Source organism: Phycicoccus mangrovi (assembly GCF_018729305.1).
Taxonomy (GTDB): domain Bacteria; phylum Actinomycetota; class Actinomycetes; order Actinomycetales; family Dermatophilaceae; genus Phycicoccus; species Phycicoccus jejuensis.
In genome coordinates, this window is sequence record NZ_JAHHWP010000001.1 from 106,160 (window position 1) to 127,032 (window position 20,873).

Sequence of the window (20,873 nt, forward strand, 5' to 3'; positions counted from 1 at the left end):
TCAGTCGTCGACCCAGTCGAGGGTGCGGTCGACGGCCTTGCGCCACCCGGCGTAGCCGTCGCGTCGCTGCTCGTCGGACCAGGTCGGCTCCCACCGCTCGTCCTCGGCCCAGTTGGCCCGCAGCTCCTCGGTGTCGGCCCAGAACCCGACCGCCAGCCCGGCCGCGTACGCGGCGCCGAGAGCGGTCGTCTCGGCGACGACCGGCTTGCTGACCGGCACCCCGAGGACGTCGGCCTGGAGCTGCATGCACAGCCGGTTCGCGGTGACGCCGCCGTCGACCTTGAGGCACGTCATCTCGACACCGGAGTCGGCAACCATGGCGTCGGCGACGTCGCGCGACTGGTAGCAGATGGCCTCGAGCGTCGCCCGCGCCAGGTGCGCGTTGGTGTTGAAGCGCGACAGGCCGACGATCGCGCCGCGGGCGTCGCTGCGCCAGTAGGGGGCGAACAGGCCGCTGAACGCCGGCACGAAGTACACGCCGCCGGAGTCCTCGACCTGGGCCGCGAGGCGCTCGACCTCGGAGGCCCCCGAGATGATGCCCAGCTGGTCGCGCAGCCACTGGACCGCGCTGCCCGTCACCGCGATCGAGCCCTCGAGCGCGTACACCGGCTTGGCGTCGCCGAGCTGGTAGGCGACCGTCGTCAGGAGCCCGTTCGTGCTGCGCACGAGCTCCTCCCCGGTGTTGAGCAGGAGGAAGTTGCCCGTCCCGTAGGTGTTCTTGGCCTCGCCGGGGGCGAAGCACACCTGCCCGACGGTCGCGGCCTGCTGGTCGCCGAGCACGCCGGTGATCGGCACCGCGCTCGTGCCGCGCCGGCCACCGGTCTGGCCGAACGCCTCTGCGTGGCTGCTCGCGCTGATGGTCGGCAGCATCGTGCGAGGGATGTCGAAGAAGCCGAGGAGCTCGTCGTCCCAGTCGAGCGTGGTGAGGTCCATGAGCATCGTGCGGCTGGCGTTCGTCACGTCGGTGACGTGGAGGCCGCCCTCCGGGCCGCCGGTGAGGTTCCAGACGACCCAGGTGTCGGGGGTGCCGAAGAGTGCGTCACCACGCTCGGCGGCCGCGCGCAGGCCGTCGACGTTCTCGAGCATCCACTGGACCTTGCCGGCGCTGAAGTAGGTGGCCGGCGGCAGCCCGGCCTTCTCGCGGATGACGTCGCCGCGACCGTCCGCGTCGAGGGCCCTGGCGATGCCGGCCGTGCGGGTGTCCTGCCAGACGATCGCGTTGTGGAACGGCCGGCCGGTGCGCTTGTCCCAGACGATCGCCGTCTCGCGCTGGTTCGTGATGCCGATCGCGGCGAGGTCGCTCGTCGAGAGACCGGAGCTCGTCAGCGCCGAGCCGATGGCGGTCTGGGTGCGGTCCCAGATCTCGAGCGGGTTGTGCTCGACCCATCCGGCGCGGGGAAGGACCTGCGCGTGCTCCAGCTGGTGCCGGGCCACCTCACGCCCGTCGTGGTCGAACACCATGAACCGGGTGCTCGTCGTGCCCTGGTCGACCGCGCCGATGAAGTCCGCCATGACTCGACCCTAGAGCCCCCGACCCTCGACCACCGAGGCTCCGGGCGGGCTTGTCGGCGCCGGGCGGGGTCGTTGCCCCGCCCCGCGCCGACAACCCCGTCCCTGCTGGACCCTGTGGACAAGTCCACGGCTGCGGCGACCGGTTACAGCACGATCTCGGGATGGACGGTCGACTGACGGCGTTCGCGCTGGCCCGAGGTGGGGTGTTCACCAGCGCGGAGGCGACGGGCCTCGGGGTGGAGGAGACGGCGCTGCGCCGAGCCAGGGCCGCGGGGGACGTGGTGCGGGTGCGCCGTGACGCCTACGTGCTCGGCGAGTGCTGGACGGACGCGGGGCCCGAGCAACGGTTGGCCTTCCGGACGCGGGCTGTGCTCCGGACCCGGGGGGAGGACGTGGCCTCGCACCAGTCGGCCCTCGCCCTCCACGGGCTGCCGCTCGTCGACCTCGCGCTCGACGTCGTCGACGTCCTCGGCGGGTCGACCCGTACGCGCTCGGCGGGCGGCCTGCGGGTCCACCCCCGGGGGGACGTCGAGCACGTCGTCGCCGACGGCTACCGGTGCGTCCCCGTCGCGTTCGCCCTCGCGCAGGTCGTCGTCCGGTCGGGCGTGCGAGCGGGGATGGTGCCGGTCGACGCCGCGCTGCACTCCGGGCGCATCTCGCGAGAGCAGCTCGGTGAGGCCCTCGGGCGGGTGGCCGGGCGCCCGGCGCAGGTCCTGCGCGCCGAGTCGGTGATGGCTCGGTGCAGCGCCCTCTCGGAGTCGCCGGGCGAGACGCTGACCCGGCTGTTCCTCGTGGACGCCGGGTTCGTGCTGCGGGCGCAGGTGCCGGTCGGTGACGACGACGGTCTCGTCGGCCGGGTCGACCTCCTCGTCGAGGACCGCGTCGTCGTCGAGTTCGACGGGGCCGTGAAGTACGGCGGGGCGGACGGTCGTGAGGCGCTGGTCGCCGAGAAGCGCCGGGAGGACCGCCTGCGGGCGCTCGGGTACGCGGTCGTCCGCGTCACGTGGGCCGACCTGGAGCATCCCGAGCGGATCGTCGCGCGGGTCCGACGGGCGCTGGCGGGGTTGTCGGCATCGGGCGTGGCAACAACCGTGTCCTGAGCCGGTTTCCCCGCCTCGAACCTGGGTGGGCCGGTGATGTACCCGCGTGGCGCGCCTGCGGGTCGCTGCGGGGGTGTGGGGAAGGGCACGTCGCGGCGGGCTGCCACCGGTCGCGGGCTCGCGCGAGGATGTCCGGGACACCGGAGCGAAGGAGATCGACGTGCAGTTCGGGCGCAGCTACGAGGAGTTCGAGGTCGGGGCGACGTACAAGCACTGGCCCGGCAAGACGGTGACCGAGTACGACGACCACCTGTTCTGCCTGCTGACGATGAACCACCACCCGCTCCACCTCGACAGCCACTACGCCGAGGAGACGACGCAGTTCGGGAAGAACGTCGTCGTCGGCAACTACGTCTACTCGATCCTCCTCGGGATGTCGGTGCCGGACGTCAGCGGCAAGGCCATCGCCAACCTCGAGATCGAGAGCCTGCGGCACGTCGCCCCGACCTTCCACGGCGACACCCTCTACGGCGAGACGACGGTGCTCGACAAGTGGGAGAGCACGAGCAAGGACGACCGCGGGGTCGTCCACGTCGAGACGATCGGCTACAAGCAGGACGGCACCGTCGTCTGCATCTTCCGGCGCAAGGTGATGGTCCCGAAGCAGTCCTACCTCGACGCCCGCGGCGGCGAGCAGCCCGGCCGGCCGACGCCGCAGCCGGACCGGAACTGGCCCGGTCCGGCTGCCACGCAGCAGTCCTGAGGGATCAGGGCCGCTCGGTGACCGTGCGGCCGCCCTCGTCCCAGGTGATGCTCCGGTAGCCCGGCCCCTGCGGTGCCGCGGGGTAGGAGTAGCGGGTCCACAGCACGGCGAGGTCGGTGCCGGGCACCGGCGCGATCGTCAGCGGGTCCTCGACGACGGTGCCGGCGCCGGGGGTGAAGGTCCCGGGGGTCGTCCCGGCCGGCACGACCGCCGCGAACAGGCCGTCGATGCGGTCTCCCGTGCCCCGGCCGGTCCCGAGGAACGGGCGGCCGCTGCTGTTGCGCGAGCCGTCGAGCTCCATCATCGACTGCCCGCCGTCGGCCGAGAAGGTGCCCATCCGGTCGAGGTCCTCGGACACGAAGACGGTCGTGCGATCCGCGTCTCCGAGCGTCGCGGCGGGGACGACGTCGCCGGTCTCGTCGTGGACCGTCCCCCGGCCGTCCCACCAGAGGAGGTGCCGGACCGTGTCGGCGTCGCCGGCCACCTCGAACCGCACGGCGAAGGCCTGGCGACCGGTCCCGGCCAGGGGCGCTCGGACCGAGGTCGAGGCGTGGCCGCCCTCGTCGGACATCGGCGTGACGAGCTGGAACTCCTTCGCCTGCTCCGGGAGCACCCCGACGAGCACGTGCGAGTCCGGGCCGGCGGTGCCCCAGGTCGACGCGAGGGCCGGGACGCCGTCGAGGCTCGAGCCGCCCAGCATCGACGTGCTGCCGTCCGCGCCGACCGCGAGGTACTCGAGGTCCGGCATGCCGCCGGGCGTGACCCGGACCCCCACCCGCTGGGGGCCGGGGATCGCGAGCGGTTCGCCGTCGGTGCTGCTCGAGAGGTCGGAGAACGGCTCGAGCAGCGCGGTGACGGGGCGCACCGAGGGAGCGTTGGTGCGGGTGGCCGGGACCTCCAGGGCGCGGTCCGACGACCCGTCGAGCGCGGCCCACGAGCCGATCCCGACGACCGTGACGGCGGCGAGCGCGGCGCCGGCCGCGGCCATCCGGCGGCGGCGCACGACGCGGCGGCCGCTGCCGAGGACCTCGGTGGTGTCGATGTCGTGGAACGCGGGGTTCTCGGCCTCGGTGGCGCCGCGCAGCAGGGTGCGCAGCTCGTCCTCGAAGACGTCGTGGCTCATCGGGTGCTCCCGTCGGTCGTGGTGAGCTGGGTGCGCAGGGCCGCGAGCCCGCGCGAGGCGGCGGACTTGACGGAGCCGAGCGAGATGTCGAGCAGGTCGGCGACGGCCTGCTCGCTGAGGTCGGTGTAGTAGCGCAGGACGACGACGCGTCGCTGCTGGTCGGGCAGGCCCGCGAGCAGCCGGACGACGAGGTCGCGGTCCTCGCTCGTCGTCGGCGGGGCCACGGTCGACTCGGGGACCTCGCCGACGCTGACCTCGCCGCGGCGTCGGCGCCAGGAGTCCGTCCGCTCGTTGACGAGGATCTTGCGCGAGTACGCGAGCGCCCCCTCCGGACGCACCCGCGGCCAGGCGACGTAGGTCTTGACGAGGGCGGCCTGCACGAGCTCGTGGGCCGCGTGGTGGTCGCCGGTCAGCAGCCACGCCGTGCGCAGCAGCGACGGCGACGCCTGCTCGACGAAGGCCGTGAACGCGGCGTCGCGCTCGGCCCTCACCCGTGTGCTCATGGACCCTCCTGGTGCTCGGTGTCACCCTCTCTACGGCGGCACCCGGGGAAAGGTTGCCCCGGTCGGGAGGGTTCTCGCTCGCCGATAGCATCTGCGGGTGATCGACCTGCACACGCACTCCACCGCGAGCGACGGCACGGAGCCGCCGGCGCAAGTCGTGGCCTCCGCGGTGGAGGCCGGCCTCACGACGGTCGCGCTGACCGACCACGACACGACCCTCGGATGGACCGACGCGTCCGAGGCCGCGCGGCGCCTCGGCATCGCCCTCGTGCCCGGCATCGAGGTGTCCTGTGCCCGCGGACGCCGCTCCGTGCACCTGCTGGCCTACCTGCCCGACTCCACGCACCCGGCCCTCGTCGCCGAGCTCGAGCAGGCGCGCGACAGCCGCGAGACCCGTCTGGACCGGATGGTCGACCGGATGGCCGCCGACGGCCTGCCGGTCTCGGTCGAGTCGGTGCGCGCCGAGGTCGAGGAGGGAGCGACCCCCGGGCGGCCGCACATCGCCGACGCCCTCGTCCGGGCCGGCGCCGTCGCCCACCGCGACGAGGCGTTCGCCCACCTGCTCTCCGACCGGGGCCCCTACTACGTGGGGCACTACGCCCCGGACCCCGTGCGCGCCGTCGAGGTCGTCCGGGCCGCCGGCGGCGTGCCGGTCGTCGCACACCCGCTGTCGGTCACCCGGGCCGGCACGGTCGGGGACGAGCTGCTCGAGGAGATGGTCGCCGCGGGGATGGCCGGCATCGAGGCGCACCACCGCGACCACGACCCCGACGCGGTGCGCCACCTCGTCGACCTCGCGGCGTCCCTCGACGTCGTCGTCACGGGCTCCAGCGACTACCACGGCGACGGCAAGCAGAACCGCCTCGGCGAGCGCACGACGACGCCCGAGGTGCTCGAGCGGATCGAGGCGCTCGCGACCGGGTCCGAGGTGGTCCGGCCGTGAGCTGGTTCGACGTCTCCGCCTTCACGACGACGTTCGTCACCCTCGTCGTCATCCTCGACCCGCCCGGCGCCATCCCGATCTTCCTCGCGCTGACCGGCCCGCTCACCAAGGAGCAGAAGGTCTCGGCGGCCCGCCGCGCGAGCCTCGTGGCGCTCGGCGTCATCGCGTCGTTCGCGGTCTTCGGCCAGCGGATCCTCGACTACCTGCACATCTCGCTGCCCGCGCTGCAGGCGTCCGGCGGGCTGCTGCTGCTCATCGTCGCGCTCCAGCTGCTGACAGGCGCCGAGTCCGAGCAGCACGCGGACGCCGGGGTCAACGTCGCGCTCGTGCCGCTCGGCACCCCGCTGCTCGCGGGCCCCGGCGCCATCGTCGCGACGATGCTCGCGGTGCAGAACGCCGACGGCACCGGCGGCGTGGTGGCCGTCGCGGTCGCGCTCGTCGCCGCGCTCGGGCTGGTCTTCGTCGTCTTCCGGTTCGCCACGCCGCTGGCCCGGCTGCTCAAGGACAGCGGCATCGTCCTGCTCACCCGCATCGCCGGCCTGCTGCTCTCGGCCATCGCCGTGCAGATGGTCGCCGACGCCGTCATCGCCTTCGTCCACGGGGCCGGCGCCACCCACTGAGCCGCGCGGCGCGGCCGTCAGGGCAGGGTCAGCTCGAAGGCCGCGCCCGTGCCGGTGTCGAGCAGGCGCAGCTCGCCGCCGTGCGCCCGGGCCAGCCCGCGTGCGATCGGCAGCCCGAGGCCCGCTCCGCCCCGGTCGCGCGAGCGGGCCTCGTCGAGGCGGACGAGCCGCTCGAAGATGCGCTCGCGGTCCGCGCGCGGCACGCCCGGCCCGTCGTCGGCGACGACGACGCGTCCGCCGGGGCCGACGTCGAGGTGCACGCGCCCGTCCGGTCCGGCCGCGCGCCGGGCGTTGTCGACGAGGTTGGTGAGGACCTGCGTGACGCGGTCCGGGTCGGCCTCGACGAGCGCGGGTGCGTGCGCGGTACCCACGGTGACCGCCGTGCCGGGCCGTCGCGCCGCGGAGGCGGCCACGTCCTCGGCGAGCTCGTGGAGGTCGACCGGCCGCCGCTCGAGCTCGACCCCGCGGTCGATGCGGGCCATGAGCAGGAGGTCGTCGGCCAGGCGCCCGGCGCGCTGCGACTCACGGACGACACCGGCGAGCAGGCGCTCCTGCTCCTCCCGCTCCGGCCGCCCGAGCAGCAGCGCCTCGGCGGAGGCCTGCACGCCGGCGAGGGGGGTGCGCAGCTCGTGCGCGGCCTCGAGCACGAAGTCGCGCACCCGCGCCTCGGCGGCGACGGCCCGGCCCTCGGCACCCTCGACGGCGTCGAGCATCTCGTCGAAGGCCCCGGCCATCCGGCCGAGCTCGGTCTGCGGGCGGTCGGGCCGCAGCCGGCGCCCGCGGTCGCCGGCCGCGATGGAGCGCGCCGTCGTCGTCATCGTGTCGAGGGGGCGCAGGAGACGGCCGGTGAGCAGCGCGACGAGCAGCGCGGCCACCAGCAGCACCCCGAGCGACGAGAGCGCGAGCACCCAGCGCACCTGGGTGAGGGTCTGCTGCAGGCCGCCGGAGTCGGTGGTCAGCAGCAGCTCGCCGACCGGCAGCCGGCGCTCGACGCTGTAGACGTCGCCGCTGCGGACGACGGCGTCGGGGGCGGCCGGGCCGGGCCTGGGCCGGGGCCCGCCGGGGGAGGGCGCGGTGGCCGGCGCGGCGCCCTGCGGGCCGGCCGTGAGGACCTCGCCCTCGGACGTCGTCAGCCGCACCGAGACGCCCTCGCCGCCGATGCGGTCGACGAGGTCCCGCGCCGACACCTGGTCCGCGAGGGCCTGCGCCACCGCGACGCGGTCCAGGAGGCGCTGCTCGAGCTGCCCCTGGGTGCGGGAGGTGAGGACCCGGTCGACGGTGACCGACAGGACGAGCAGGAGCACGACGAGCAGACCCATGACCGCCGCGACGACCCGCCAGCGCAGCGAGCCGGTGTGCAACGCAGCATCGGCGGGCGGCGGGACGCTCACGCGCGCACCACGTAGCCGATGCCGCGGACCGTGTGCACGAGCCGGTCGCCGTGCGCCTCGAGCTTCTTGCGCAGGGCCGAGACGTGGACCTGGACGAGGTTCTCGGCGACGTCCTCGTAGCCCCACACCTGGGTGAGGATCTGCGTCGTCGACATCGTCCGGCCGCGGTTCTCGACGAGGAAGCCCAGCAGGCGCAGCTCGGTCGCCGTCAGGTCGATGCGGTGGCCGGCGCGGGTGACGACCGCGCCGTCGAGGTCGACGACGAGGTCGCCCACCTCGACCGTCGAGGGGACCCGGCCCAGTCGGCGCAGGAGGGCGCGGAGGCGGGCGAGCAGCTCGGCCATCGCGAACGGCTTCGTCACGTAGTCGTCGACGCCCGAGTCGAACCCGCGCAGCCGCGAGGAGACCCCGTCGCGGGCCGTGAGCATGACCACCCCGACGTCTCCGAACCGGCGCGCGACCCGTGCGAGGGTCGGGCCGTCGCGGCCGGGGAGCATCCAGTCGAGGACGACGAGGTCGGGGCGGAAGGCCTCGAGGTGGTCCTCGAGCGACGCGCCGTCGGGGCGCGCGGCGACCTCGTACCCCTCGTCGCGCAGGGCGACGGCGACCGCCTCGCGGATGGCGTCGTCGTCCTCGACGAGGAGGATGCGTGCGGTGGCCATGGCTCCAGTCTGGGTCGCCGGCCTCAAGGTTTCCTCAAAGTGCGCGCACCGGTCGCCGGCTTGAGGCTCGCTTGAGGATGCGTCCGCAGGCTCGATGTCGACGGCCCGCCACCGGGGTGGGCCCCGCACCGAGGAGTCCGACCGTGGACGACAACCTGTACCGCAACCAGCCCGACCGCGCCCCGCAGTGGTGGGACACGCACGAGATGGCAGCCCTGCCGTCGTCGGCCGCCCCTGTCGCCGAGGCGCCCGCCCGGCGCACCCGCACCCGCTTCACCGTCGCCGCCGGCGTGGCGGCGGCCGCCCTCATCGGCGGCGGGATGTGGATGGGCGCGGCGTACGCCGACGGCCCGTCGACCCCGACGAGCACGACCGCCCCGTCCGTGACCGTGCCCTCGACCGACGGCTCCGGCACGACCGGTGACGGGTCCGGCGCGACGGGCGACGGCTCGACCGCCCCGTCCGACGGCACGACCGGGACGACGTGCGGCTGCGCGACGCCCCCCGCGCCGCCGGCCGACGGCCGGGCCCCGACCCCGCCGAAGGCCGGCGAGGCCCCGGCCGCGCCGAAGGACGGTGCTGCTCCCGCCGCGCCGAAGGCCGGCGAGGCCCCGGCCGCCCCGGCCCCGCCCACCGGTGGTGCGGACTGCGCGCCGGCCCCCGCCCCCTCGGCGGCGCCCTCGACGTCCGGCAGCTGACCCCACCCGGCGCCCGGCCCGGCGGACGCGCACGCGCCGCCGGGCCGGACCTCCGTACGGTGGACCCGTGCCCGAGTACGTCCTGCTCCTGTCCTGCCCCGACCGCCCCGGCATCGTCGCGGCCGTCACCACCCTGCTCTTCGAGCACGGCGGCAACATCGAGGAGAGCCAGCAGTTCGACGACGTGCGCACCGACCAGTTCTTCCTGCGCATCCGGTGGTCCGTGGCGGGGGACGACCTCGGCGTCGAGCACTGGCAGGAGCTCCTGGCACCCGTCGCCGAACGCTTCGCGATGCAGTGGTCGCTGCGCGACGCGCACACGCCGACCCGCGCGCTGCTCATGGTCAGCCGCTTCGGGCACTGCCTCAACGACCTGCTCTTCCGGTGGCGCAGCGGGCAGCTCAACCTCGACGTCCCCGCCGTGGTCTCCAACCACCGCGACCTCGAGCCGCTCGTCGCCTCCTACGGCATCCCGTTCGTCCACGTGCCGGTGACGGCCGACACGAAGGCCGAGGCCGAGGCGCGGCTGCGCGAGGTCGTCGCCGAGCACGACGTCGACCTCGTCGTCCTCGCCCGCTACATGCAGGTCCTCTCGGACTCGCTGGCGCGCGACCTCGAGGGGCGCGTCATCAACATCCACCACTCGTTCCTGCCCTCGTTCAAGGGCGCCAAGCCCTACCACCAGGCGCACGAGCGGGGGGTCAAGCTCGTCGGTGCGACCGCGCACTACGTGACGCCGGACCTCGACGAGGGGCCGATCATCGAGCAGGACGTCGTGCGCGCCGACCACCGGATGACGCCCGAGGCGCTCGTCCGGGCCGGCGAGGAGGTCGAGTCGCGGGTGCTCGCGCGGGCCGTCCGGTGGCACTGCGAGTCGCGCATCCTCCTCAACGGGACGCGGACGGTCGTCTTCGACTGACCCGACGGGCCGCCCTGCGGCTCAGGGCGTGCGGTGCCGCGCGACGCCGAGGTGCGGCAGGTGCGGCGCCACCGGCCGGGGGATGCGCGGCAGGTGCAGCTGCCGGGGCGGGGCCTCGCGGCGGGCGAGCTGCTCGGGAGTCCAGTCGGACGGGGTGACGGCGCGGGCGATGCCCGGGGTGATGGTCCTCATGCGGTGAGGAGCCCCGGGTGGGCCGCGGTGATACGAGCGCCCCCTCAGCCGCGCGAGGAGTCCTCCGGGGTGGCGGCGTGCCCGGCGCGCCCGGCGGTGCGCCGGTCCTCCTTCATCTCCGCCTCGAAGACGTGCCGGCGGCCCTCCATCAGCTCCTCGCGGGCCCGCCGCTCGTGCTCGCGGAAGGTCGCGTAGTACCCGTCGTCGTACTCCTCGACGACCTGGAAGGACCAGCGTCCGGCGAGGACGTTGCGGCCGACGAGGCCGGTCTCGACGCGGTCGGCGAGCTCGGTGTGGCCGGCGTCGCGCAGCGCGTCGACCGCCTCGCCGAGGGTGAGGTCGGCCGTCCCGCAGCGGCGGTGGAAGGCGTAGAGGTGGCCGCGGGCCTCCTCGACGACCTCGAGGGCCTCCGAGAGCTTGCCGAGGGCGGCGACCGTGGCGTCGCTCGTGCCGGCGGGTCGGGTGTGCGCGTCGTCGACGGAGTCGTGGGCCATGGACCGACGCTACGGGCACGGCCCTGTGGAAAACCCCGCGGCGCTCCCGCGGGTTTCGGCCACGCTCGGGGCATGAGCTTCGACGACCTGCCCGAGACCTGGCCCGACCTGCCGCTCGACGACCCGCTCCTCGCGGCCGACGTCGTCGACCTCGTCGTGTCCCACGCCGACCGCGTCGGTGGCTGCGCCGCCTTCCTCCTGCTCGAGCCCGACCTGCGGCTGCGCACGCCCTTCGTCGTCGGCGAGGTGGGCGACGCGCGCGACCCGTGGATGTTGCGCGACGGCCTCGTCGAGGCGCTGGGCCCGCTCGACCTCGGCGGGGTGGTGCTCGCCCGCGGTCGCGACGGCTCGGTGCTGCTCACCGACACCGACCGCGCGTGGCACGAGATGGTCCTCGACGTCTGCCGCCGGCTCGGGGTCCCGCTCGTCGCGGCCTTCGTCGCCACCCCGGCGGCCGTCCGGTCCTTCCCCGCGCCGCTGCGCGCTGCCGACGACCTCGCGTCGTGAGCCTCCGTCGGGGACGGCCTCGGCTCAGCCGTGCCGGGTGCGTCGGCGGTGCGCGGCCGCCTTGACCCGGTTCTGGCAGCGCGTGGAGCAGAAGCGCCGGTGGGTGTTGCGGCTGCGGTCGACCCAGACCCGGTCGCACGCCGGCGCCCGGCACACCCCGAGCCGCGAGCCGAGGTCGCCACCCATCGCCATGGCGAGCCCGGCGGCCATGCCCGCGGACCACCCGCGCGCGAAGGAGGTGTCGGGGCCGTGGAAGTGGATGGCCCAGCGCCCGTCGGGGGAGCGGTCGAGCTCGGGGTGGGCCTGCGTACGGCGCAGCATGCGGTTGACGAGGTCGGCGGCGGCGTCGTCGCGCCCCGCGTCCAGGTGCTCGACGACCTCGCGGGCCGCGTGGACCTCGGGCAGCAGGTCGGCGAGGTCCCGGGCCGACGGGCGCGGGTCGTAGCCGTCGTAGCGGACCGCCTGCACGACCGCGTCGCGCAGGTCGGTGCTCGTCGGTGCGGGGTGGTCGCGGCCGCCGTCGGTACCCGGGGTCAGGGCGTTGACGAGGCGGACCGTCGTGTCGAGCACGGCGTCGACGTGACTGTTGAAACGCATGACGGAAGGTACCTACTCTCACGTGCGTGTCACTGCTGAAGCAGCCTACGTCAGTCATCGGTGTCCTCGTCGCCGCCCGCGTCGTCAACCGGCTCGGGGGCGCCGGGATGGGCTTCCTCGGGGTCCGGCTCACGCGCGACCTGGGGGTACCGCTCGGCACGACCTCGGTCGTCCTGGCGCTCTTCGGCGCGGCGACGATCCCCTCGCGGGTCCTCGGCGGCGTCGTGACGGCCCGGTGGGGGCCACGCGCAGCCCTCGTCGCCGGGTTGGCCGCGGCCGGTGTGGCCCAGGCGGTCGTGGCGGCCGGTGACGACCTCCTCGTCGTCGTCGCGGGCGTCGTCGCCCTCGGGCTGGCCTACGAGGTCGTCGAGCCGGCGACCCAGACCGCCGTCGTCGCGGGCGTCGAGCCGGGGCGTCGGGCCTCGCGCTTCTCGCTGCTCTGGGCGAGCCTCTCGGTGGCCGGGGTCGTCGCCGGCGTGCTCGCCGCCCTCGTCACCCGCTGGGGGGTCGGCGCCCTCTTCGCCGTCGACGCCGCGAGCAGCCTCCTCGCCGCGGCGCTCGTCGCGCTGCTCCTGCCGACGCTGCCGCGGCCGTCCCGGGTGCCCCGGGCCTGGCGGACCGCGCTGCGCCCGCGGGTGCTCGGGTGGGCCGGGCTGTGCACCGTCTCGGCCACCGTCGTCATGGTCGTCGTGCTCGTCCTCCCGCTGGCCGTCGAGCGGGCCGGCCACCCGCCCTCGACCACCGCCTGGCTCCTCGTGGCCGGCGCGTTGTCGGCGGTCGCCACGCACCGGGTCCTCGCCCGGGTCGAGGTCGACGTGCCGGCGCACCGGGTGCTCGCGGCCGGCTTCGTGCTGCTCGGGGCGGCGCTCGCGGCGTGGGCGGTCGGTGGCGTGCCGGCGCTCGTCACCGGTGCGGTCCTCGAGGGTGCCGCCGGGACGCTCGTCGTCGGGACCCAGCAGGCGGTGGCGTCCCGCCTGGCGATCCCCGGCACCGAGGCCGCCGTCATGACGGTCCAGGGGCTCTCGTGGGGGGTCGCGACGCTCGTCGCGCCGCTGCTCGGGGGTGCGCTCCTCGGGCTGGACCCCGCCGCGCCGTGGCTCGCCGGCGCGGCGGTGGCCCTGCTCCTCGCGGCCGGTCACGCCCGGCCGCCCGTGGCGCTCAGGCCGGGGTGGTCGGCTCCGCGAGCCGCAGGAACTCGAGGTGGCGCTCGTAGTGGTCGAGGCAGTCGTGGATGACCTGCGCCGCGGACCAGCCCATGACGTCGTAGCCCTGCCCGCCGTCGGAGAGGTGCACCTCGAGGCGGGCGTAGGAGTCGCGGCTCTGGACCATCCGGCCCCCGTAGGTCGGCACCGGGGCCATCTCGACCTCGACGCGGTAGACGAACGGTGGCTCGGCGGCCGGGGTGCGCAGCGTGACCGACGGGGTGGTGCCCCCGAGGTCGACCTCGCAGGTCGTCTCGACCTCGTGGCGGCAGAGCTCCTCGCCGACCTCGGCGAGCGCCGGCGCGACGACCTCCTCGAGGTGCCGGACGGCGTCGCGGCGGTCGACGAAGTTCGTCGCCCGCGCGACGCGCGCGCGCCACGACGTCGCGCGGTCCTCGCGGCGGGTCGTCGCGGCCCGCGCCGAGAGCAGGCCGTACATGCTCTGCGTCCGGCTGTCGGCCCGGCGTCCCTCGACGCGCAGGGCGCGCACGAGCCCGACCATGACGAGCACGAGCACGACGGCGAAGGGCAGGCCGAAGATGATCGTCGCGTACTGCAGCGCGGTGATGCCGCCGACGAGGAGCATCGCGATGGTCAGCAGACCGGTCGCGGCCGCCCACGTGATGCGCAGCCAGCCCGCCGCGTCCTCGGTGAGGTCGCCGAGCCGGCTCGTGAGGTTGGCCATGACGAGCGCGCCGGAGTCGGCGGAGGTGACGTAGAAGAGCAGCCCGACGAAGAACGCCAGCGCGATGACGACCTGGCCCGCCGGGTACTGCGAGAGCAGGTCGTAGAAGCCGACACCGGTGAAGTCCTGCGCCGTCTGCGCGAAGGTGGTGTCGCCGCCGCGGATTCGCTCGATCGCGGCGTTCCCGAAGATCGAGATCCACATGACGATGTACGCGAACGGGATGACGAGCGTGCCGAGGACGAACTGCCGGATGGTCCGGCCGCGCGAGATCCGGGCGAGGAAGAGCCCGACGAAGGACGCCCAGGCGACCCACCAGGCCCAGAAGAAGAGGGTCCACGTGCTCATCCACGTCGCGTTGTCGACGAAGGGGAAGGTCTCCATCGTCTTGGCCGGGAAGGTGCGCAGGAAGTCGCCGACGTTGGCCACCGCGCCGTTGAGGAGGAGGCCGGTGTTGCCGGTGACGAGCACCCACGCCGCGAGGCCGAGGGCGAGCAGCACGTTGAGCTGCGACAGGAACCGGATGCCGCGGTCGACACCCGTCGTCGCCGAGACGGCCGCCATGACGACGGCCAGGGCGGCGAGGGCGATCTGCGCCCCGGTGCCGACGCCGACGCCGAAGAGGACGTTGAGCCCGACGTTGAGGAAGACCACGCCGATGCCGAGGGAGGTCGCGACGCCGAAGATCGTCCCGAGCACCGCGGCGGTGTCGACGGCGTGGCCGAGCGGGCCGCCGATCCGCTTGCCGAGCACCGGGGCCAGCGCCGAGCGGACGGCCAGCGGCAGGTTCTTGCGGTAGCAGAAGTACCCAAGGGCCAGGCCCATCAGCGCGTACATGCCCCAGCCGGTGACGCCGTAGTGGAAGAGCGTCCACACCGTCGCGTCGCGCGCGGCCCCGATGCTCTCGGGAGCCGGCCCGCCCGCGGGCGGCGCCATGTACTGGGTCGCCGGCTCGACGACGGAGTAGAACATGACGTCCGTGCCGATGCCGGCGGCGAAGAGCATCGAGGCCCAGGCGAAGGTCGAGAACTCGGGGCGCGAGTGGTCCGGGCCGAGCCGCACGTGGCCGTAGCGCGAGAGCCCGAGCCAGATGACGAAGCCGAGCACGACCGTCGCGAGCAGGACGTAGAACCACCCGAACCACTGGGTGGCCCACGTGGTGAGGGCGCCGAGGGCGCTCTCGGCGGACGATGGGGCGAACAGCGCCCAGAGCGCGACGACGAGCACGCCGGTCAGGGACGCGACGAAGACCGGCATCCGGACCGGTGGCCCGCCGAGGAGGCCCGTCGTGCCGCCGCCGTCCGGTGGCCCGGCCTCGGGGGTGTCGGTCGGCGGGGTGTCGGTGGCGGCGCTCATCGGGTCCTCCTCGGTGGGGCGGTCAGGACGTCGGCGGGTCGAGCGGGCTCCCGGCCCGCAGGTCGTACCAGGGCGCGTCCGAGGGCGGCAGCGGGGTGGCCCCGGTGATGAGGTCGGCCGCCTTCTCGGCGAGCATGACGACCGGCGCGTAGATGTTGCCGTTGGTCACGTATGGCATCGCGCTGGCGTCGACGACCCGCAGGCCCTCGGTGCCGTGGACGCGCATCGACGTCGGGTCGAGCACCGACAGGTCGTCGGTGCCCATCCGGGCGGTGCAGCTGGGGTGCAGGGCGGTCTCGGCGTCGGCGCGCACCCAGTCGAGGATCTCCTCGTCGGTCTCGACCGTCGACCCGGGCGAGATCTCGCCGCCGTCGTAGGGGGCGAAGGCCGGCTGGGCGAGGATCTCGCGCGAGACGCGGATCGCCTCGACCCACTCGCGCCGGTCCTGGTCGGTCGAGAGGTAGTTGAACTGCATGGCCGGCTTCATCCGCGGGTCGGCGCTGCGGATGCGCAGCCAGCCGCGGGCGTCGGAGTACATCGGGCCGATGTGCACCTGGTAGCCGTGGCCCTCGACCGGGCTCGAGCCGTCGTAGCGGATCGCGATCGGCAGGAAGTGGAACATGAGGTTCGGGTAGTCGACGTCGTCGTTGCTGCGGACGAAGCCGCCGCCCTCGAAGTGGTTCGTCGCCCCGAGGCCCTTGCGCAGGAACAGCCACTCGGCGGCGAGCTTCGGGCGGTTCTTGTACGCGAGCCCCGGCGCGATCGAGACCGGCTGGGTGCAGGCGTGTTGGATGTACACCTCGAGGTGGTCCTGGAGGTGCTCGCCGACCCCGCGCAGGCCGGAGACGACGTCGATGCCGAGCGGCCGCAGCAGCTCGGGGTCGCCGACGCCCGAGAGCTGGAGCAGCTGGGGCGTGTTGATCGCGCCGCCGGAGAGGATGACCTCGCCGGCACGCACCGTGTGCCTCCGCCCGAACGCGAGGTACTCGACCCCGACCGCGCGGGTGCCCTCGAAGAGCACCTTCGTCGTCATCGCGAGGGTGCGGACGTGGAGGTTCGGGCGGTCGATGACGGGGTGGAGGTAGGCGCGCGCGGCGGAGAGGCGGCGGCCGCGGTGGACGTTGCGGTCGAAGGGTGCGAACCCCTCCTGCCGGTAGCCGTTGACGTCGCTCGTGCGCGGGTAGCCGGCCTGCTCGGCGGCGTCGAAGAACGCCGTGAACAGCGGGTTCGTGGCCGGGCCGCGCTCCATGACGAGGGGCCCGTCGCCGCCGCGCCAGGTGTCGGCGCCGGCGAGGCAGGTCTCCATCCGCTTGAAGTACGGCAGGCAGTGCGCGTAGTCCCAGTCGGACATCCCCGGGTCGGCGCCCCAGCGCTCGTAGTCCTTGGGGTTGCCGCGCTGGAAGATCATCCCGTTGATCGAGCTCGACCCACCGAGGACCTTGCCGCGCGCGTGGTAGATCCGCCGGCCGTTCATGTGCGGCTCGGGCTCGGACTCGTACTTCCAGTCGTAGAACCGGCTGCCGATGGGGAAGGGCAGCGCGGCCGGCATGTGGATGAACGGGTCGAGCTTGAGGTCGTTGCGGCCGGCCTCGAGGACGAGCACGCTCGTGCCGGGGTCGGCCGAGAGGCGGTTGGCGAGGACGGACCCGGCGCTGCCGCCGCCGACGACGACGTAGTCGACGTGGTCGGGGACCTCGGCCATCGTCGTCCGGTCGCGCAGGCTCCGGGCGGTGTCGGTGACGCGGTCGAGCATGCTCATGAGAACCACCCCGTCGGGGCCGGCTCGGTGTTCTCCCACACGTGCTTGGTCTCCTGGTATTCCTCGAGGCCGAGCTCGCCGAGCTCGCGGCCGATGCCGGACTGCTTGTGGCCGCCCCACTCGGCGGGGGCGACGTACGGGTGGTAGTCGTTGACCCACACGGTGCCCAGGCGCAGCGCCCGGGCGACGCGGCGGGCCCGCTCGGGGTCGCCGGTCCACACCGCGCCGGCGAGGCCGTAGCGGGTGGCGTTGGCGAGGCGGACCGCCTCCTCCTCGGTACGGAAGGTCTCGACCGTGAGGACCGGCCCGAACGACTCCTCCTGGACGACGTGCATGTCGACGTCGCACCGGTCGAGGACGGTGGGCAGGTAGTAGTAGCCGTTCGCGAGCCGCTCGTCGTCGGGGCGGGCGCCGCCGCAGCGCAGCCGGGCGCCCTCGGCGAGCCCGGTCGCGACGTAGTCCTCGACCTTCTTCAGGTGCTCGGCGCTGGTCAGCGACCCGGTCTGCGCGTCCTCGTCGAACGGCGGGCCCATCCGGATGGCCCCGGCGCGCTCGACGATCGTGTCGACGACCTCCTCCGCGACCGACTCCTCGACGAGCAGCCGGGCGCCGGCCGAGCAGACCTGGCCGGAGTGGAGGAAGACCGCCGTCATCGCGTTGTCGATCGCGGCCTCGCGGTCGGCGTCGGCGAAGACGATGTTCGGGTTCTTGCCGCCGAGCTCGAGGGCGACGCGCTTGACGGTGTCGGCGGCCTGCTTCATGAGGTGCTTGCCGACGGCGAGGCTGCCGGTGAACGACACGAGGTCGACGCGCGGGTCGGTCGACATCGGGCCGGCGCACCCTGGGCCGGTGCCGAGGACGAGGTTGGCGACGCCGGCCGGCACGCCGGCCTCCTCGATCGCGCGGACCATGAGGATCGTCGAGTGCGGCGTGATCTCGCTCGGCTTGAGCACGAAGGTGTTGCCCGCCAGCAGGCACGGCGCGACCTTCCAGCTGGCCTGCAGCAGCGGGTAGTTCCACGGCGTGATGAGCGAGCAGACGCCGATCGGCTCACGGAGGACCCGGCTGCGCACGTGCGGTTGGCCGGGGTCGACCTCGCGGACGCGCTCGACGTCCTCGCCCTTGCCGGCGTAGAAGCGGAAGACGCTCACGACGTCGGCGACGTCGAGCTTGCCCTCCTCGAAGCGCTTGCCGGTGTCGAGGGCCTCGGCGCGCGCGATCTCGTCGGTGTCGCGCTCGAGGATGTCCGCGATGCGCCCGAGGGCGGCGGCCCGCTCGGCGGGTGGCGTGTCGCGCCAGCGGCCGTCGTCGGCCGCGCGGCGGGCGGCGTCGATCGCCGCGAGGGTGTCGGTCTCGTCGGCCTCGTCGACCTCGCCGACGGTCGTGCCGTCGGCAGGGCAGACGATGGTCCGGCGACCGCCGGCAGCGGCGCCGACCCAGGCGCCGTCGAGGTACAGGTCGGCCATGGTCGTCCTGACTGTCGGGGTGGGGGACGGATGGACCAGCCTGTCGGAGAAGCGCTCCGACCGTCAAGGAGTGCAGGTCAGGCGAGCGCGCTGGGGAGGGAGAGGTGGCCCGGCCTCAGCACTCGATGACGTTGACGGCGAGCCCGCCGCGCGCGGTCTCCTTGTACTTGACCTTCATGTCGCGCCCGGTGTCGCGCATCGTCTTGATCGCCTTGTCGAGCGAGACGACGGCGGAGCGGCCGTCGCCGCGCAGCGAGAGCCGGGCGGCGGTGATGGCCTTGACCGACGCGACGGCGTTGCGCTCGATGCAGGGGATCTGGACGAGCCCGCCGACCGGGTCGCAGGTGAGGCCGAGGTTGTGCTCGATGCCGATCTCGGCCGCGTTCTCGACCTGGCCGGGGGTGCCGCCGAGGACCTCGGCGAGGGCGCCGGCGGCCATCGAGCAGGCGGACCCCACCTCGCCCTGGCAGCCGACCTCGGCGCCGGAGATCGAGGCGTTCTCCTTGTAGAGCGTGCCGATGGCGGCCGCGGTCAGGAGGAAGCGCACGACCCCGTCGTCGTCGGCGCCCGGCACGAAGCGCGTGTAGTAGTGCAGGACCGCCGGGATGATGCCCGCCGCGCCGTTCGTCGGGGCGGTGACGATGCGCCCGCCGCTGGCGTTCTCCTCGTTGACGGCGAGCGCGTAGAGGGTCACCCAGTCCATCGCGGCGAGCGGGTCGCCGGCGTGCTCGCGGCGCAGCTGGCGCACGAGCCGGGGCGCGCGGCGCTGGACGCGCAGGCCGCCGGGGAGGACGCCGTCGGTGCGGCAGCCGTTGTCGACGCACTCCTGCATCACCTCCCAGAGGTGCAGCAGGCCGGCGCGGACCTCCGCCTCGGTGCGCCACGAGAGCTCGTTGGCGAGCATGACGCCGCTGATCGGCAGGCCGGTCTCGGCGCACCGCTGGAGCAGCTGCGCGCCGGTGGTGAACGGGTACCGGACGGGCGTGTGGTCGGGGACGATCTCGTTCTGCCCCACCTCGTCCTGGTCGAGCACGAAGCCACCCCCGACCGAGTAGTACTCGCGGGTGCGCAGCGGCTCCTCACCCTCGGCCGGGTCGGCCGCGGCCCACGCGGTGAAGCGCATCCCGTTGGAGTGGAAGGGCAGGGTCGCGCGGCGGTGCAGGACGACGTCGACGTCGGGGTCGCAGGCGACGTCGTGGCTGCCGCCGAGGTGCAGCGTGCGCGCGGCACGGACCTCGTCGACGCGGTTCTCGGCGGCGCGCGGGTCGGTGGTCTCGGGCGCCTCACCCTCGAGGCCGAGGAGCACGGCCTTGACCGAGCCGTGGCCGTGGCCGGTGGCGCCGAGCGAGCCGAAGAGCTCGGCCTTCACCCGGCCGACGCGGGGGAGCAGGCCGTCCTCGCGCAGCGCCGTGACGAAGGTGTGGGCGGCGCGCATCGGGCCCACGGTGTGCGAGCTGGAGGGACCGATGCCGACGGAGAACAGGTCGAAGGAGGAGATGGCCATGAGGCGCTCAGTGTGTCATCCGCCGGTGGCGCCCGGGGACGGGCCTGCGGGCGCGTCGGACGCACCGGCTACCGTCGGTGCCGTGACGGGCACGGGGGAGCAGGCGCAGCCGCAGCAGGCGGCGTTCCCCGGCATGCCCGAGCCCCTGTGGGGCGGCAGCCCGAGCAAGCTGCTCACCTTCCTCGACTGCCCGCGCCGCTACCGCCTGGCCTACCTCGACCGCCCGCGCCCGCCGGCCCGGGCGCAGCGGGCCCACACCTCGCTCGGCAACGCCGTGCACAACGCGCTGCGCGACTGGTGGGACCAGCCCGAGCGCACCCCGCAGGTCGGCGCCCGCCTGGTGGAGAAGGCCTGGATCGACGTCGGCTTCCGCGACGCTGCCCAGTCCGCCCGCTGGCGGGCCCGGATGCAGGACGCGGTCGTCGCCTACCTCGAGCGCTCCGGCCCGCAGCAGCGGCCGGTCGGCATCGAGCGCACCGTCTCGTTCGTCAGCGACGACCTGCGCGTGCAGGGTCGCATCGACCGGCTCGACGACCGCGACGGCGAGCTCGTCGTCGTCGACTACAAGACCTCGCGCCAGGTCTCGACCGACGACGACGCGCGCACCTCGCTGCCGCTCGCCCTGTACGCCGCGGCCGTCTGGAAGATGTTCCGCCGCCCGGTCCGCCGGGTCGAGCTGCACCACGTGCCCTCGGGCACGGTCGCCGCCCACGAGCACACCGGGGAGTCGATCGGCCGGCACGTCGAGCGGGCACGCTCGATCATGCGCGACGCGCGCCGGGCCGACGCCGACTTCGCCCGCCACGGGGCGGGGTCCTCGATGTTCCCCGCCGTCACCGGTCCGCTGTGCGGCTGGTGCGACCTGCGGGCGCACTGCCCCGAGGGGCAGGCCGCGGCTCCCGAGAAGGCGGACTGGGCCGCGCTCGAGGACTGAGGG

Annotated in this window: 21 protein-coding genes; 9 read left to right on the forward strand and 12 right to left on the reverse strand. The window is 74.3% G+C overall.

Going from position 1 to position 20,873, the window contains the following annotated elements; translation table 11 throughout:
• Entirely contained in the window at positions 1 to 1,512 is a 1,512-nt protein-coding gene (gene glpK, locus KMZ30_RS00500) for a glycerol kinase GlpK (protein ID WP_215513772.1), read from the reverse strand.
• A gap of 161 nt (positions 1,513 to 1,673) precedes the next feature.
• On the opposite strand from glpK, the gene KMZ30_RS00505 reads away from it, so the two are divergent.
• Together KMZ30_RS00505 and KMZ30_RS00510 are read left to right on the forward strand one after the other, a co-directional pair.
• Positions 1,674 to 2,612, forward strand: a complete 939-nt coding sequence (locus tag KMZ30_RS00505) for a type IV toxin-antitoxin system AbiEi family antitoxin domain-containing protein (protein ID WP_215513771.1) — start codon at positions 1,674 to 1,676, stop codon at positions 2,610 to 2,612.
• A 160-nt stretch (positions 2,613 to 2,772) separates the two neighbouring features.
• Positions 2,773 to 3,315: a MaoC family dehydratase gene (locus KMZ30_RS00510; protein ID WP_215513770.1), complete on the forward strand. Its 543-nt coding sequence runs from the start codon at positions 2,773 to 2,775 to the stop codon at positions 3,313 to 3,315.
• Between the two features lie 4 nt (positions 3,316 to 3,319).
• Here KMZ30_RS00510 and KMZ30_RS00515 read toward each other — a convergent pair whose 3' ends face one another.
• Entirely contained in the window at positions 3,320 to 4,438 is a 1,119-nt protein-coding gene (locus KMZ30_RS00515) for a hypothetical protein (RefSeq protein WP_215513769.1), read from the reverse strand.
• Positions 4,435 to 4,941: a SigE family RNA polymerase sigma factor gene (locus KMZ30_RS00520; protein WP_215513768.1), complete on the reverse strand. Its 507-nt coding sequence runs from the start codon at positions 4,939 to 4,941 to the stop codon at positions 4,435 to 4,437. Before KMZ30_RS00520 ends, KMZ30_RS00515 begins: the two co-directional genes overlap by 4 nt.
• A gap of 97 nt (positions 4,942 to 5,038) precedes the next feature.
• Here KMZ30_RS00520 and KMZ30_RS00525 point away from each other — a divergent pair, with 97 nt between their 5' ends.
• Complete coding sequence (locus tag KMZ30_RS00525) at positions 5,039 to 5,884, forward strand: PHP domain-containing protein (protein ID WP_215513767.1); 846 nt, start codon at positions 5,039 to 5,041, stop codon at positions 5,882 to 5,884.
• Positions 5,881 to 6,504: a MarC family protein gene (locus tag KMZ30_RS00530; protein ID WP_215513766.1), complete on the forward strand. Its 624-nt coding sequence runs from the start codon at positions 5,881 to 5,883 to the stop codon at positions 6,502 to 6,504. Before KMZ30_RS00525 ends, KMZ30_RS00530 begins: the two co-directional genes overlap by 4 nt.
• 17 nt (positions 6,505 to 6,521) lie before the next feature.
• On the opposite strand, the gene KMZ30_RS00535 is transcribed toward KMZ30_RS00530, so the two are convergent.
• A complete protein-coding gene (locus tag KMZ30_RS00535; RefSeq protein WP_308279825.1) occupies positions 6,522 to 7,895 on the reverse strand; it encodes a sensor histidine kinase in 1,374 nt (457 codons plus the stop codon).
• Positions 7,892 to 8,557: a response regulator transcription factor gene (locus tag KMZ30_RS00540; protein WP_215513765.1), complete on the reverse strand. Its 666-nt coding sequence runs from the start codon at positions 8,555 to 8,557 to the stop codon at positions 7,892 to 7,894. Before KMZ30_RS00540 ends, KMZ30_RS00535 begins: the two co-directional genes overlap by 4 nt.
• Before the next feature lie 143 nt (positions 8,558 to 8,700).
• Between KMZ30_RS00540 and KMZ30_RS00545 the strand changes: the two genes are divergently transcribed.
• Together KMZ30_RS00545 and purU are read left to right on the forward strand one after the other, a co-directional pair.
• Positions 8,701 to 9,255: a hypothetical protein gene (locus KMZ30_RS00545; RefSeq protein WP_215513764.1), complete on the forward strand. Its 555-nt coding sequence runs from the start codon at positions 8,701 to 8,703 to the stop codon at positions 9,253 to 9,255.
• 67 nt (positions 9,256 to 9,322) lie between these two features.
• The gene (gene purU, locus KMZ30_RS00550) at positions 9,323 to 10,174 is read left to right on the forward strand and encodes a formyltetrahydrofolate deformylase (RefSeq protein ID WP_215513763.1); all 852 of its coding nucleotides are present in this window, start codon (positions 9,323 to 9,325) and stop codon (positions 10,172 to 10,174) included.
• A gap of 21 nt (positions 10,175 to 10,195) precedes the next feature.
• Here the strand turns inward: purU and KMZ30_RS00555 are convergent, their stop codons facing one another.
• Both KMZ30_RS00555 and KMZ30_RS00560 read right to left on the reverse strand, forming a co-directional pair.
• Positions 10,196 to 10,366, reverse strand: coding sequence for a hypothetical protein (locus KMZ30_RS00555; RefSeq protein ID WP_215513762.1), 171 nt, complete (start codon positions 10,364 to 10,366; stop codon positions 10,196 to 10,198).
• Positions 10,367 to 10,410: 44 nt separating this feature from the next.
• Entirely contained in the window at positions 10,411 to 10,860 is a 450-nt protein-coding gene (locus KMZ30_RS00560) for a hypothetical protein (protein WP_215513761.1), read from the reverse strand.
• A gap of 72 nt (positions 10,861 to 10,932) precedes the next feature.
• Here KMZ30_RS00560 and KMZ30_RS00565 point away from each other — a divergent pair, with 72 nt between their 5' ends.
• Positions 10,933 to 11,367, forward strand: a complete 435-nt coding sequence (locus KMZ30_RS00565; protein WP_215513760.1) for a hypothetical protein — start codon at positions 10,933 to 10,935, stop codon at positions 11,365 to 11,367.
• Positions 11,368 to 11,391: 24 nt separating this feature from the next.
• On the opposite strand, the gene KMZ30_RS00570 is transcribed toward KMZ30_RS00565, so the two are convergent.
• Positions 11,392 to 11,964: a CGNR zinc finger domain-containing protein gene (locus KMZ30_RS00570; protein WP_215513759.1), complete on the reverse strand. Its 573-nt coding sequence runs from the start codon at positions 11,962 to 11,964 to the stop codon at positions 11,392 to 11,394.
• Between the two features lie 26 nt (positions 11,965 to 11,990).
• On the opposite strand from KMZ30_RS00570, the gene KMZ30_RS00575 reads away from it, so the two are divergent.
• Positions 11,991 to 13,199: an MFS transporter gene (locus KMZ30_RS00575; protein ID WP_215513758.1), complete on the forward strand. Its 1,209-nt coding sequence runs from the start codon at positions 11,991 to 11,993 to the stop codon at positions 13,197 to 13,199.
• On the opposite strand, the gene betT is transcribed toward KMZ30_RS00575, so the two are convergent.
• The 4 genes from betT to KMZ30_RS00595 form a co-directional block, all read right to left on the reverse strand.
• Positions 13,123 to 15,207, reverse strand: coding sequence for a choline BCCT transporter BetT (gene betT / locus KMZ30_RS00580; RefSeq protein WP_215513757.1), 2,085 nt, complete (start codon positions 15,205 to 15,207; stop codon positions 13,123 to 13,125). The genes KMZ30_RS00575 and betT overlap by 77 nt on opposite strands.
• Positions 15,208 to 15,229: 22 nt before the next feature.
• The gene (gene betA, locus KMZ30_RS00585) at positions 15,230 to 16,909 is read right to left on the reverse strand and encodes a choline dehydrogenase (protein ID WP_215513852.1); all 1,680 of its coding nucleotides are present in this window, start codon (positions 16,907 to 16,909) and stop codon (positions 15,230 to 15,232) included.
• A 53-nt stretch (positions 16,910 to 16,962) separates the two neighbouring features.
• Positions 16,963 to 18,432: an aldehyde dehydrogenase family protein gene (locus KMZ30_RS00590; RefSeq protein ID WP_215513756.1), complete on the reverse strand. Its 1,470-nt coding sequence runs from the start codon at positions 18,430 to 18,432 to the stop codon at positions 16,963 to 16,965.
• Positions 18,433 to 18,547: 115 nt separating this feature from the next.
• Positions 18,548 to 19,936, reverse strand: a complete 1,389-nt coding sequence (locus tag KMZ30_RS00595) for an L-serine ammonia-lyase (protein WP_215513755.1) — start codon at positions 19,934 to 19,936, stop codon at positions 18,548 to 18,550.
• A gap of 82 nt (positions 19,937 to 20,018) precedes the next feature.
• On the opposite strand from KMZ30_RS00595, the gene KMZ30_RS00600 reads away from it, so the two are divergent.
• Positions 20,019 to 20,870, forward strand: a complete 852-nt coding sequence (locus tag KMZ30_RS00600; protein ID WP_308279824.1) for a RecB family exonuclease — start codon at positions 20,019 to 20,021, stop codon at positions 20,868 to 20,870.
• Positions 20,871 to 20,873 lie beyond the last annotated feature (3 nt).

What these genes read in the sequence shown, in the direction of transcription:
- glpK (WP_215513772.1), bottom strand. Translation starts at nt 1,512, where the DNA reads ATGGCGGACTTCATCGGCGCGGTCGACCAGGGCACGACGAGCACCCGG.
- KMZ30_RS00505 (WP_215513771.1), top strand. Translation starts at nt 1,674, where the DNA reads ATGGACGGTCGACTGACGGCGTTCGCGCTGGCCCGAGGTGGGGTGTTC.
- KMZ30_RS00515 (WP_215513769.1), bottom strand. Translation starts at nt 4,438, where the DNA reads ATGAGCCACGACGTCTTCGAGGACGAGCTGCGCACCCTGCTGCGCGGC.
- KMZ30_RS00520 (WP_215513768.1), bottom strand. Translation starts at nt 4,941, where the DNA reads ATGAGCACACGGGTGAGGGCCGAGCGCGACGCCGCGTTCACGGCCTTC.
- KMZ30_RS00540 (WP_215513765.1), bottom strand. Translation starts at nt 8,557, where the DNA reads ATGGCCACCGCACGCATCCTCCTCGTCGAGGACGACGACGCCATCCGC.
- KMZ30_RS00555 (WP_215513762.1), bottom strand. Translation starts at nt 10,366, where the DNA reads ATGAGGACCATCACCCCGGGCATCGCCCGCGCCGTCACCCCGTCCGAC.
- KMZ30_RS00560 (WP_215513761.1), bottom strand. Translation starts at nt 10,860, where the DNA reads ATGGCCCACGACTCCGTCGACGACGCGCACACCCGACCCGCCGGCACG.
- KMZ30_RS00565 (WP_215513760.1), top strand. Translation starts at nt 10,933, where the DNA reads ATGAGCTTCGACGACCTGCCCGAGACCTGGCCCGACCTGCCGCTCGAC.
- KMZ30_RS00570 (WP_215513759.1), bottom strand. Translation starts at nt 11,964, where the DNA reads ATGCGTTTCAACAGTCACGTCGACGCCGTGCTCGACACGACGGTCCGC.
- betT (WP_215513757.1), bottom strand. Translation starts at nt 15,207, where the DNA reads ATGAGCGCCGCCACCGACACCCCGCCGACCGACACCCCCGAGGCCGGG.
- betA (WP_215513852.1), bottom strand. Translation starts at nt 16,909, where the DNA reads ATGGCCGAGGTCCCCGACCACGTCGACTACGTCGTCGTCGGCGGCGGC.
- KMZ30_RS00590 (WP_215513756.1), bottom strand. Translation starts at nt 18,432, where the DNA reads ATGGCCGACCTGTACCTCGACGGCGCCTGGGTCGGCGCCGCTGCCGGC.
- KMZ30_RS00595 (WP_215513755.1), bottom strand. Translation starts at nt 19,936, where the DNA reads ATGGCCATCTCCTCCTTCGACCTGTTCTCCGTCGGCATCGGTCCCTCC.